Source organism: Flavobacterium sp. (genome assembly GCF_046317795.1).
GTDB lineage: Bacteria > Bacteroidota > Bacteroidia > Flavobacteriales > Flavobacteriaceae > Flavobacterium.
The window spans coordinates 13,235-22,582 of record NZ_JBKCVI010000021.1 but is presented as its reverse complement, the minus strand read 5'-3'; the positions used below and the strand labels follow the sequence as shown (position 1 = coordinate 22,582).

The 9,348-nt window shown below is 35.5% G+C and carries 21 protein-coding genes; all 21 read right to left on the bottom strand.

What is annotated here, in order from left to right; genetic code table 11:
- Position 1 precedes the first annotated feature (1 nt).
- The 21 genes from ykgO to rplW all read right to left on the bottom strand — a co-directional run bounded on the left by ykgO (position 2) and on the right by rplW (position 9,346).
- Positions 2-118: a type B 50S ribosomal protein L36 gene (gene ykgO, locus ACK5ON_RS01385; RefSeq protein ID WP_081932050.1), complete on the bottom strand. Its 117-nt coding sequence runs from the start codon at positions 116-118 to the stop codon at positions 2-4.
- 11 nt (positions 119-129) lie between these two features.
- Positions 130-345: a translation initiation factor IF-1 gene (infA, locus tag ACK5ON_RS01380; RefSeq protein WP_007136545.1), complete on the bottom strand. Its 216-nt coding sequence runs from the start codon at positions 343-345 to the stop codon at positions 130-132.
- Between the two features lie 5 nt (positions 346-350).
- Positions 351-1,694: a preprotein translocase subunit SecY gene (secY, locus tag ACK5ON_RS01375; protein ID WP_396176559.1), complete on the bottom strand. Its 1,344-nt coding sequence runs from the start codon at positions 1,692-1,694 to the stop codon at positions 351-353.
- Positions 1,695-1,705: 11 nt separating this feature from the next.
- Complete coding sequence (rplO, locus tag ACK5ON_RS01370) at positions 1,706-2,158, bottom strand: 50S ribosomal protein L15 (RefSeq protein WP_396176561.1); 453 nt, start codon at positions 2,156-2,158, stop codon at positions 1,706-1,708.
- 11 nt (positions 2,159-2,169) lie between these two features.
- Positions 2,170-2,352 (bottom strand): 50S ribosomal protein L30, encoded by a 183-nt coding sequence (rpmD, locus tag ACK5ON_RS01365; protein WP_108902302.1) that lies wholly within the window; start codon positions 2,350-2,352, stop codon positions 2,170-2,172.
- Positions 2,353-2,364: 12 nt separating this feature from the next.
- A complete protein-coding gene (rpsE, locus tag ACK5ON_RS01360) occupies positions 2,365-2,889 on the bottom strand; it encodes a 30S ribosomal protein S5 (RefSeq protein ID WP_396173956.1) in 525 nt (174 codons plus the stop codon).
- Positions 2,890-2,895: 6 nt separating this feature from the next.
- Positions 2,896-3,249, bottom strand: a complete 354-nt coding sequence (gene rplR, locus ACK5ON_RS01355) for a 50S ribosomal protein L18 (RefSeq protein ID WP_396173954.1) — start codon at positions 3,247-3,249, stop codon at positions 2,896-2,898.
- Between the two features lie 11 nt (positions 3,250-3,260).
- Positions 3,261-3,803 carry a 50S ribosomal protein L6 gene (rplF, locus tag ACK5ON_RS01350; protein ID WP_396173952.1) on the bottom strand — a complete coding sequence of 181 codons (543 nt, stop codon included), beginning with the start codon at positions 3,801-3,803 and terminating at the stop codon, positions 3,261-3,263.
- Positions 3,804-3,820: 17 nt separating this feature from the next.
- Positions 3,821-4,219, bottom strand: coding sequence for a 30S ribosomal protein S8 (gene rpsH, locus ACK5ON_RS01345; RefSeq protein ID WP_396173950.1), 399 nt, complete (start codon positions 4,217-4,219; stop codon positions 3,821-3,823).
- Between the two features lie 77 nt (positions 4,220-4,296).
- Positions 4,297-4,566: a 30S ribosomal protein S14 gene (gene rpsN, locus ACK5ON_RS01340; protein WP_396173948.1), complete on the bottom strand. Its 270-nt coding sequence runs from the start codon at positions 4,564-4,566 to the stop codon at positions 4,297-4,299.
- Positions 4,567-4,569: 3 nt separating this feature from the next.
- Complete coding sequence (gene rplE / locus ACK5ON_RS01335; protein WP_396173946.1) at positions 4,570-5,121, bottom strand: 50S ribosomal protein L5; 552 nt, start codon at positions 5,119-5,121, stop codon at positions 4,570-4,572.
- A 2-nt stretch (positions 5,122-5,123) separates the two neighbouring features.
- Positions 5,124-5,438 (bottom strand): 50S ribosomal protein L24, encoded by a 315-nt coding sequence (rplX, locus tag ACK5ON_RS01330; RefSeq protein ID WP_396173945.1) that lies wholly within the window; start codon positions 5,436-5,438, stop codon positions 5,124-5,126.
- Positions 5,439-5,449: 11 nt separating this feature from the next.
- A complete protein-coding gene (gene rplN, locus ACK5ON_RS01325; RefSeq protein ID WP_007803649.1) occupies positions 5,450-5,818 on the bottom strand; it encodes a 50S ribosomal protein L14 in 369 nt (122 codons plus the stop codon).
- A gap of 2 nt (positions 5,819-5,820) precedes the next feature.
- On the bottom strand, positions 5,821-6,081 hold the full coding sequence (rpsQ, locus tag ACK5ON_RS01320) for a 30S ribosomal protein S17 (protein WP_264520627.1): 261 nt from the start codon (positions 6,079-6,081) through the stop codon (positions 5,821-5,823).
- Between the two features lie 16 nt (positions 6,082-6,097).
- On the bottom strand, positions 6,098-6,289 hold the full coding sequence (gene rpmC / locus ACK5ON_RS01315; protein WP_396173943.1) for a 50S ribosomal protein L29: 192 nt from the start codon (positions 6,287-6,289) through the stop codon (positions 6,098-6,100).
- A 13-nt stretch (positions 6,290-6,302) separates the two neighbouring features.
- The gene (gene rplP, locus ACK5ON_RS01310; protein ID WP_342696829.1) at positions 6,303-6,728 is read right to left on the bottom strand and encodes a 50S ribosomal protein L16; all 426 of its coding nucleotides are present in this window, start codon (positions 6,726-6,728) and stop codon (positions 6,303-6,305) included.
- Positions 6,729-6,748: 20 nt separating this feature from the next.
- Positions 6,749-7,513 carry a 30S ribosomal protein S3 gene (gene rpsC, locus ACK5ON_RS01305; protein ID WP_396173941.1) on the bottom strand — a complete coding sequence of 255 codons (765 nt, stop codon included), beginning with the start codon at positions 7,511-7,513 and terminating at the stop codon, positions 6,749-6,751.
- A gap of 5 nt (positions 7,514-7,518) precedes the next feature.
- Positions 7,519-7,929: a 50S ribosomal protein L22 gene (gene rplV / locus ACK5ON_RS01300; protein WP_290284598.1), complete on the bottom strand. Its 411-nt coding sequence runs from the start codon at positions 7,927-7,929 to the stop codon at positions 7,519-7,521.
- Positions 7,930-7,935: 6 nt separating this feature from the next.
- Positions 7,936-8,214, bottom strand: a complete 279-nt coding sequence (rpsS, locus tag ACK5ON_RS01295) for a 30S ribosomal protein S19 (protein WP_007136562.1) — start codon at positions 8,212-8,214, stop codon at positions 7,936-7,938.
- A gap of 10 nt (positions 8,215-8,224) precedes the next feature.
- Complete coding sequence (gene rplB, locus ACK5ON_RS01290) at positions 8,225-9,049, bottom strand: 50S ribosomal protein L2 (protein WP_409819154.1); 825 nt, start codon at positions 9,047-9,049, stop codon at positions 8,225-8,227.
- Positions 9,050-9,055: 6 nt separating this feature from the next.
- Positions 9,056-9,346: a 50S ribosomal protein L23 gene (gene rplW / locus ACK5ON_RS01285; RefSeq protein ID WP_396173937.1), complete on the bottom strand. Its 291-nt coding sequence runs from the start codon at positions 9,344-9,346 to the stop codon at positions 9,056-9,058.
- Positions 9,347-9,348: the final 2 nt, after the last annotated feature.

Genomic DNA, 9,348 nt, shown 5'->3' with positions numbered 1-9,348 from the left:
ACTATCCTTGTCTTTGTTTAAATCTAGGATTCTTTTTGTTGATTACGTATAATCTGCCTTTTCTTCGTACAATCTTGCACTCGGCACTTCTTTTTTTAACTGATGTTCTTACTTTCATTTTGAATATCTTTAGTATCTATAAGTAATTCTTGCTTTTGACAAATCGTAAGGACTCATTTCTAATTTCACTTTGTCACCAGGTAACAATTTGATGTAATGCATTCGCATTTTACCAGAAATATGAGCAATTACAATATGTCCGTTTTCTAACTCAACACGAAACATTGCATTTGACAATGCTTCAATTATTGATCCGTCTTGTTCTATTGCTGATTGTTTTGCCATAAAAACTAAGCTACTGCTTTTCTATTTTTACCGGTTTTCATTAATCCGTCATAGTGTTTATTCAATAAATAAGAATTTATTTGTTGAATAGTATCAATCGCAACTCCAACCATAATAATAAGTGAAGTTCCACCATAAAACATCGCCCATGATTGTTGAACATCGAGACTAACAACAATTGCTGGGAACACAGCGATTAATGCAAGAAATAATGAGCCAGGGAATGTTATAAGAGACATGATTCTATCTAAGAAATCAGCTGTATCAATTCCTGGTTTAACCCCTGGAATAAAACCACCACTTCTTTTTAAATCATCAGCCATTTTATTTGTTGGAACCGTAATTGCCGTGTAAAAGAAAGTAAAAACTAAAATTAACGTTGCAAATACTAAATTATACCAAAAGCCAAACATATTACTAAAAGTTCCAGCTATAGATTGTGATGTTTCAGAATTTGAAAGTCCCGCTAAAGCTGCTGGGATAAACATAATTGCTTGCGCAAAAATGATTGGCATGACACCTGCAGAATTTAACTTTAGAGGAATCCACTGTCTGTTTCCACCCATCATATCTTGTTCGAAATCTCCAGTTGTTGTACGACGAGCATACTGTACTGGAATTTTTCTCACTGCCATGACTAATAATACACAGGCAATAATTACTAATAACCAAACTATAATTTCGATTACTAACACCATTGGTCCTCCATTATTATTGGTAACTTTAGATGTGAATTCTTGTATTAGTGCTTGGGGTAATCTTGCTAAAATTCCAACCATTATCAAAAGGGAAATACCATTTCCAATACCTTTATCTGTAATTTTTTCTCCTAACCACATCGCAAAAATTGTTCCTGTGGTAAGAATTAATACAGATGAAAATAAGAATTGGAATGAGTCAAAACCTAACAAAAATGCATTAGCTGGTAAAGTTGAATACAAGTTATAGATATAACCTGGACCTTGAACAAGTGTAATTGCAATGGTTAACCATCTTGTAATTTGATTTAATTTCTTTCTACCACTTTCTCCATCTTTTTGTAATTTCTGCAAATAGGGAATAGCAATACCCATTAATTGAACGACAATTGAAGCCGAAATGTAAGGCATAATACCCAATGCAAATACTGATGCTTTTGAAAAAGCTCCACCAGTAAACATATCAAGTATTGAACCAATACCTTTTTCTGTTTGACCAGCTAAACTTTGTAATTGTGAAGCATCAATACCCGGTAGCGTAACGTGCGCTCCAAAACGGTAAACTAATAACAGCCCAAGAGTGATCAAGATTCTGTTTTTCAGTTCTTCTATTTTCCAAACATTATTTAATGATTCAAAAAATTTCTTCATTGTTCTAGTGTTTATAATGTTACTGCTTCTCCACCAGCAGCTTCAATGGCAGCTTTTGCAGTAGCAGTAAATTTATGAGCGGTTACTTTTAATTTTGATTTCAATTCACCTCTACCAAGAATTTTTACAAGTTCATTCTTAGTAGCTAAGCGGTTTTCCACTAATACTGAAAAATCTACAGTATCGGTAACAATTCCATTGTCAACTAATAATTGAAGTGCATCAAGATTTACACCTTGATATTCTTTGCGATTGATGTTCGTAAAACCAAACTTAGGCACACGTCTTTGAAGTGGCATTTGTCCACCTTCAAAACCTATTTTTTTAGAATAACCAGAACGAGACTTTGCTCCTTTGTGTCCTCTAGCGGCTGTACCACCTTTACCAGAACCTTCACCTCTACCTAATCGTTTATTTTGATTGTGTGTAGAACCTTCTGCTGGCTGTAAGTTACTTAAATTCATAACTATATTTGTTATTTAACTTCCTCTACGGAAACTAAGTGTTTAACTTTATTTATCATTCCAAGGATTGCTGGATTTGACTCATGCTCCACAACCTGTCCCATTTTACGAAGACCCAAAGCCTCTAATCCTCTTTTCTGTGTAAGTGGACAGTTGATTTTGCTTCTAACTTGTTTTACTAATAATTTAGCCATAATTTCCTTGAATTAACCTTTAAATACTTTTTCTAAAGAAATACCTCTTTGTTTGGCAACAGTAACAGCACTTCTCATTTGTAATAAAGCATCAAAAGTTGCTTTTACCACGTTGTGAGGATTTGATGAACCTTGTGATTTTGACAATACATCATGTATACCAACTGACTCAAGTACTGCACGAACAGCACCACCAGCAATAACTCCAGTACCATGAGATGCAGGCATCAAAAATACTGCTGCTCCACCAAATTTTCCTTTTTGTTCGTGAGGCACTGATTGACCACTTAAAGGAATTCTAACCAAATTTTTCTTAGCATCTTCTACTGCTTTCGCAATAGCTTCAGAAACATCTTTTGATTTTCCTAAACCATGTCCAACAACACCGTTTTCATCACCAACCACAACTATCGCAGAAAAACCGAATGCTCTTCCTCCTTTAGTTACTTTAGTAACACGATTTACACTTACCAAACGGTCTTTTAATTCAAGACCGCTAGGTTTTACTAACTCTACATTTTTGTATCCGTTATACATAATTTCTTAGAATTTAAGTCCAGCCGCTCTTGCGCCTTCCGCTAATGATTTAATACGACCGTGATATAAATAACCTCCTCTATCGAAAGTTACTGTTTCAAATCCGGCTTTTAACGCTTTTTCTGCAACTAGTTTTCCAACAGCTGATGCAATTTCTACGTTTGTACCTTTGATATCTACTCCTTTATCTTTTGATGAAGCAGCCAATAAAGTAACACCATTCACATCGTCTATTAGCTGTGCATAGATTTCTTTATTACTTCTGAATACAGAAAGTCTTGGATTTGTAGCAGTTCCGCTTACAATTTTTCTGATTCTGAATCTAATTCTTTGTCTTCTTTCAGTTTTTGTTAATGACATAATGTTATTTTTTAAGCTGATTTACCTGCTTTTCTTCTTAATACTTCACCAACAAACTTAACACCTTTTCCTTTGTAAGGTTCTGGTTTACGGAAACCTCTGATTTTGGCAGCGATTTGTCCGATTAATTGTTTGTCGAAAGAGGTTAACTTTACTATTGGGTTTTTACCTTTCTCAGATATTGTTTCTAACTTTACTTCTGGAGCAACTTCCAAAACAATATTATGAGAAAAACCTAGAGCTAAATCTAATTTTTGGCCTTGGTTTGAAGCTCTGTAACCTACTCCAACCAATTCTAATTCTTTTGTAAAACCTTCGGATACGCCCACAACCATGTTACTGATTAATGATCTGTACAATCCGTGTTTTGCTCTATGATCTTTACTATCAGATGGTCTTTCTACAACTAGTTGACCTTCTTCAACTTTTACAGTTACATCAGCGTAATCTTGTGTAAGTTGACCTAATTTTCCTTTTACTGTAATTACTGTTTCACTAACATCTACAGTTACACCAGCAGGAATTGAAATTGGATTTTTACCTATTCTTGACATTGTTTAACTGTTTTAAATTAGTATACGTAGCAAATTACTTCTCCACCAACATTTAATTGCTTAGCTTGTTTTCCGGTCATCAAACCTTTTGATGTAGAAACAATAGCAATTCCTAATCCATTAAGAATTCTTGGTATTTTTGAAGAACCAGCATATTTACGTAAACCTGGTTTACTAATTCTTTGAATATCTTTTATTACAGACTCTTTAGTATCTTTATCATACTTTAGAGCAATTTTGATAGTTCCTTGAACAGAACTGTCTTCAAATTTGTAACTTAAGATATATCCTTGATCAAATAAAATCTTTGTGATTTCTTTTTTCAAGTTAGATGCTGGAATCTCAACCACTTTATGGTTAGCCATTACTGCATTTCTAACTCTCGTAAGATAATCTGCAATTGGATCTGTATACATATGTATAAATTTGCGGTTATGGTTTTCAAGAAGTACTCACTAAATGAACCTTTAACCAATTGATAATTAATTGTTGATTACCAAGAAGCTTTTTTAACTCCTGGGATTAATCCTTGGTTTGCCATTTCGCGGAAAGTAACACGTGAAATACCGAATTGACGCATATACCCTCTTGGTCTTCCAGTTAGTTTACAACGATTGTGCATGCGAACTGGTGAAGCATTTTTTGGTAATTTTTGTAGGCCTTCGTAATCTTTAGCTTCTAACAAAGCTTTTCTTTTCTGAGCATACTTAGCTACCGTTTTCTCTCTCTTAACCTCACGGGCTTTCATTGATTCTTTAGCCATATCTTAATTCTTTTTAAAAGGTAAACCTAATTCAGCCAATAATGACTTTGCTTCTTTGTCAGTTGCTGCAGAAGTTACAAAAGTAATATCCAAACCAGCTATTTTGTTAACTTTATCAATATCAATTTCTGGGAAAATGATTTGTTCTGTAACACCAAGATTGTAATTTCCTCTTCCGTCAAAACCAGTAGCTTTGATACCATTAAAATCTCTTACACGTGGTAAAGATGATGTGATAAGTCGGTCTAAAAACTCATACATTCTTTCCCCTCTTAGAGTTACTTTGGCTCCAATTGGCATTCCTTTTCTCAATTTGAAAGACGCAACGTCTTTTTTAGAGATTGTTGATACTGCTTTCTGTCCAGTTACTTTTGTTAACTCATCAACTGCATAGTCAACTAGTTTTTTATCAGATACTGCTGCTCCAACTCCACGGCTCAAAACGATTTTCTCCAATTTAGGAACTTGCATTACGTTTTTATAACCAAATTCTTCTTTAAGGGCAGCAATTACTCTGTCCTTATATTCTTGCTTAAGTCTAGGTGAATATGCCATAACTATACTACTTGATTAGATTTTTTTGAAAATCTCACTTTCTTATCTCCTTCTACTTTAATTCCAACTTTGGTTGCAGATTTTGATTTTGGATCAATCAATGCAAGGTTTGAAATATGGATAGGAGCTTCTTTCTTAACAATTCCTCCTTGAGGGCTTTTTGCACTTGGTTTTGTATGTTTCGAAACCATATTTACGCCTTCAACGATTGCTTTGTTTTTTTCACGGTCAACACGCAATACTTTACCTTCTGAACCTTTATGGTCACCAGCGATAACGGTTACTGTGTCTCCTGATTTTATTTTTAGCTTTATCATTTTGCTACGAATTAAAGCACTTCTGGTGCTAATGATACAATTTTCATGAATTGTTTTTCACGAAGTTCTCTGGCTACTGGACCAAAAACACGTGTTCCTCTCATTTCTCCTGCAGCATTCAAAAGAACACATGCATTGTCATCAAAACGGATATAAGAACCATCGGCTCTTCTCACTTCTTTTTTGGTACGTACAACAACTGCAGTAGAAACAGCACCTTTCTTAACGTTTCCGTTTGGTGTTGCATCTTTAATTGATACTACAATTTTATCTCCAACAGAGGCATAACGACGTTTCGTTCCTCCTAAAACACGGATAGTCAAAACTTCTTTTGCTCCCGTGTTGTCTGCTACTTTTAATCTCGATTCTTGCTGTACCATAATTACTTAGCTCTTTCAATGATTTCAACTAGTCTCCAACATTTAGTTTTTGATAAAGGTCTTGTTTCCATGATCTTTACTGTATCACCAATGTTACAGTCATTTGTTTCGTCGTGTGCGTGAAACTTTTTAGTTTTTAACACGAACTTACCGTATAATGGGTGTTTTACTTTTGTTACTTGTGCCACAACAATAGACTTATCCATTTTGTTTGAGGTAACCACACCAATTCTTTCTTTTCTTAAATTTCTTTTATCTTCCATTTTAGCCAGCATACAATTATTGTAACTCTCTTTTAGTTAGCTCGGTTGCTACTCTAGCAACCGCTCTTCTAGCACTTCTAATTTGAAGTGGATTAGCAATTGGTGAAATAGCGTGTGCATTTTTTAGATCTGAATACGCTTTTCTTAATTGACTAAGTTTTACTTGTAACTCAGCTGCGGATAGATTTATAATTTCTGATTGTTTCATAATTAATTTTAGATTATGCTTCGAAATCTCTAGCAACGACAAACTTAGTTTTTACAGGAAGTTTTTGAGCAGCAAGACGTAACGCCTCTTTTGCAACAGAAAGTGGAACTCCACCAACTTCAAACATTATTCTTCCTGGTTTTACAATCGCAGCCCAATATTCGACCGCACCTTTTCCTTTACCCATACGTACTTCAAGAGGTTTCTTTGTGATTGGTTTGTCTGGGAAGATATTAATCCATAATTGACCTTCTCTTTTCATATATCTTGTTGCAGCAATACGCGCCGCTTCGATTTGACGTGAAGTAAGGAACATTCCATCTTCATGAACTGACTTAATACCAAACATTCCACTTGAAAGTTCGTGCCCTCTTTGAGCATTCCCTTTCATTCTACCCTTTTGTACCTTACGGTATTTTGTTCTTTTAGGCTGTAACATTTTTCTTTGTATTTAAAAAATTACTTTCTTTTACGGTCTCCCGCAGGTTTTCTGTCCTTATTAAAAGGTTTTCGGTCTCCTCTTGGAGAATCTGCACCTTTTCCACCACCTTGACCAGCTTGTTTTTTGTCCATGCCAATAAGTGGAGAAAGATCTCTTTTTCCATATACTTCACCTTTCATAATCCATACTTTGATACCCATTCTACCATAGGTAGTATGCGCTTCAGCCAAAGCATAATCAATATCGGCTCTGAAAGTTGATAGAGGAATTCTTCCTTCTTTGAAACCTTCTGAACGCGCCATTTCAGCTCCGTTCAAGCGACCAGAAATCAAAACTTTGATACCTTCAGCGTTCATACGCATAGAAGCAGCAATAGCCATTTTAATTGCACGTCTGTAAGAAATCCTGCTTTCAATTTGACGTGCGATACTTGTTGCAACTAAATAAGCATCTAATTCAGGTCTCTTAATTTCAAAGATGTTGATTTGAACCTCTTTGTCAGTAACTTTCTTAAGTTCTTCTTTCAACTTGTCTACCTCTTGTCCGCCTTTCCCGATAATGATACCAGGTCTAGCAGTAGTGATAGTAACGGTTACAAGTTTCAAAGTTCTCTCGATGATTACTTTTGATACACTAGCTTTTGATAATCGAGCGTGAATGTACTTTCTGATTTTATAATCTTCAGCGATTTTATCACCGTAATCATTTCCACCATACCAGTTTGAATCCCATCCTCTGATGATACCAAGTCTGTTTCCAATTGGATTTGTCTTTTGTCCCATCTTACTTAATTTGCTTGTGTGTTATCTAATTGTCCTAATACGATAGTAACGTGGTTAGAACGTTTTCTAATTCTGTGTGCTCTTCCTTGTGGCGCTGGACGAAGTCTTTTCAACATCATTCCACCATCTACAGTGATAGTTTTTATAAATAAGCCAGCTTCAGAAACGTTTCCTTCAGCATTTTTCTGCTCCCAATTGTTGATGGCAGACAATACTAATTTCTCTAATTTTCTTGAAGCTTCTTTTGAGCTAAATCTTAATATATTTAAAGCTCTTTCCACTTTCTGACCTCTTACCAAGTCTGCAACTAAGCGCATTTTTCTAGGTGAAGTGGGGCAGTTATTCAATTTCGCGAAAGCAATAGACTTATTTGCCTCTTTTCTCGCATCTGCTGTTTCTCTTTTACGAACTCCCATTGCTTCTTATTTTTTACCTTTATTTTTAGCCCCAGCATGACCTCTAAAAGATCTTGTTGGTGAAAACTCTCCTAATTTGTGTCCTACCATGTTCTCAGTTACATAAACTGGAACAAATTGACGACCATTGTGTACTGCGATTGTTTGCCCAACAAAATCTGGAGTAATCATAGATGCTCTAGACCAAGTCTTAACCACACCTTTATTTCCACCAGCAATATTTTCCTGAACTTTTTTATCTAATTTATAGTGTACAAAAGGTCCTTTTTTTAATGAACGTGCCATGTCTATCTAATTATTTCTTTCTGCGTTCAACAATATACTTATTACTCGGGTTCACTTTAGAACGAGTTCTATACCCTTTTGCAGGAAGACCTTTTCTAGAACGTGGGTGACCTCCAGAAGAACGTCCTTCACCACCACCCATTGGGTGATCTACAGGGTTCATGGCAACTGGTCTTGTTCTTGGTCTTCTTCCTAACCATCTTGTTCTACCTGCTTTACCAGACACGATCAATTGGTGGTCAGAGTTAGAAACCGCACCAATTGTAGCTGAACAAGTCAACAAGATTAATCTTGTTTCACCTGATGGCATTTTAATTGTAGCATATTTTCCATCTCTTGCCATTAATTGAGCAAATGTTCCAGCAGAACGAGCAATAACAGCCCCTTGTCCTGGTCGCAATTCGATACAAGAAATAACAGTTCCCAATGGAATTTTGCTCAATGGCAAAGTATTACCAATTTCAGGAGCTGACTCTTCTCCAGACACTACGGTCTGACCTACTTGCAATCCGTTTTGAGCAACAATATATGTTTTCTCACCATCTACATACCACAATAATGCGATAAAAGCTGTTCTGTTTGGATCATATTCAATTGATTTCACTGTAGCTGGAATTCCAACTTTAGTTCTTTTGAAATCAATCAAACGATACCTTTGTTTGTGACCACCGCCTGTATAACGCATGGTCATCTTTCCTTGACTATTTCTACCTCCTGAGTTTTTTATCGGTGCTAACAAAGAGCGCTCCGGCTTATCAGTCGTGATGGCGTCAAAACCATTCACAACTCTAAAACGCTGACCAGGGGTAATAGGTTTTAATTTTCTAACTGACATTTTCTATTAGATATTATTATAAAAATCTATTGTTTCTCCTTCTTGTACTTGGACAATTGCTTTTTTATAAGCATTTGTTTTTCCACTAATCAAACCACTTTTTGTATATTTAGTAGTTCTATCAGCTCTATAGTTCATCGTGTTCACATCAACAACAGTAATTCCATAAGCAGCCTCAATGGCTTTCTTAATTTGAACTTTGTTGGCTTTTTTGTCAACAACAAAACCAAAACGATTAAAAATCTCACCTTCTTTGGTAATTTTTTCTGTTATGATAGGTTTAATTATGATACTCATGG

What these genes read in the sequence shown, in the direction of transcription:
- ykgO (WP_081932050.1), bottom strand. Translation starts at nt 118, where the DNA reads ATGAAAGTAAGAACATCAGTTAAAAAAAGAAGTGCCGAGTGCAAGATT.
- infA (WP_007136545.1), bottom strand. Translation starts at nt 345, where the DNA reads ATGGCAAAACAATCAGCAATAGAACAAGACGGATCAATAATTGAAGCA.
- secY (WP_396176559.1), bottom strand. Translation starts at nt 1,694, where the DNA reads ATGAAGAAATTTTTTGAATCATTAAATAATGTTTGGAAAATAGAAGAA.
- rplO (WP_396176561.1), bottom strand. Translation starts at nt 2,158, where the DNA reads ATGAATTTAAGTAACTTACAGCCAGCAGAAGGTTCTACACACAATCAA.
- rpmD (WP_108902302.1), bottom strand. Translation starts at nt 2,352, where the DNA reads ATGGCTAAATTATTAGTAAAACAAGTTAGAAGCAAAATCAACTGTCCA.
- rpsE (WP_396173956.1), bottom strand. Translation starts at nt 2,889, where the DNA reads ATGTATAACGGATACAAAAATGTAGAGTTAGTAAAACCTAGCGGTCTT.
- rplR (WP_396173954.1), bottom strand. Translation starts at nt 3,249, where the DNA reads ATGTCATTAACAAAAACTGAAAGAAGACAAAGAATTAGATTCAGAATC.
- rplF (WP_396173952.1), bottom strand. Translation starts at nt 3,803, where the DNA reads ATGTCAAGAATAGGTAAAAATCCAATTTCAATTCCTGCTGGTGTAACT.
- rpsH (WP_396173950.1), bottom strand. Translation starts at nt 4,219, where the DNA reads ATGTATACAGATCCAATTGCAGATTATCTTACGAGAGTTAGAAATGCA.
- rpsN (WP_396173948.1), bottom strand. Translation starts at nt 4,566, where the DNA reads ATGGCTAAAGAATCAATGAAAGCCCGTGAGGTTAAGAGAGAGAAAACG.
- rplE (WP_396173946.1), bottom strand. Translation starts at nt 5,121, where the DNA reads ATGGCATATTCACCTAGACTTAAGCAAGAATATAAGGACAGAGTAATT.
- rplX (WP_396173945.1), bottom strand. Translation starts at nt 5,438, where the DNA reads ATGATAAAGCTAAAAATAAAATCAGGAGACACAGTAACCGTTATCGCT.
- rplN (WP_007803649.1), bottom strand. Translation starts at nt 5,818, where the DNA reads ATGGTACAGCAAGAATCGAGATTAAAAGTAGCAGACAACACGGGAGCA.
- rpsQ (WP_264520627.1), bottom strand. Translation starts at nt 6,081, where the DNA reads ATGGAAGATAAAAGAAATTTAAGAAAAGAAAGAATTGGTGTGGTTACC.
- rpmC (WP_396173943.1), bottom strand. Translation starts at nt 6,289, where the DNA reads ATGAAACAATCAGAAATTATAAATCTATCCGCAGCTGAGTTACAAGTA.
- rplP (WP_342696829.1), bottom strand. Translation starts at nt 6,728, where the DNA reads ATGTTACAGCCTAAAAGAACAAAATACCGTAAGGTACAAAAGGGTAGA.
- rpsC (WP_396173941.1), bottom strand. Translation starts at nt 7,513, where the DNA reads ATGGGACAAAAGACAAATCCAATTGGAAACAGACTTGGTATCATCAGA.
- rplV (WP_290284598.1), bottom strand. Translation starts at nt 7,929, where the DNA reads ATGGGAGTTCGTAAAAGAGAAACAGCAGATGCGAGAAAAGAGGCAAAT.
- rpsS (WP_007136562.1), bottom strand. Translation starts at nt 8,214, where the DNA reads ATGGCACGTTCATTAAAAAAAGGACCTTTTGTACACTATAAATTAGAT.
- rplB (WP_409819154.1), bottom strand. Translation starts at nt 9,049, where the DNA reads ATGTCAGTTAGAAAATTAAAACCTATTACCCCTGGTCAGCGTTTTAGA.
- rplW (WP_396173937.1), bottom strand. Translation starts at nt 9,346, where the DNA reads ATGAGTATCATAATTAAACCTATCATAACAGAAAAAATTACCAAAGAA.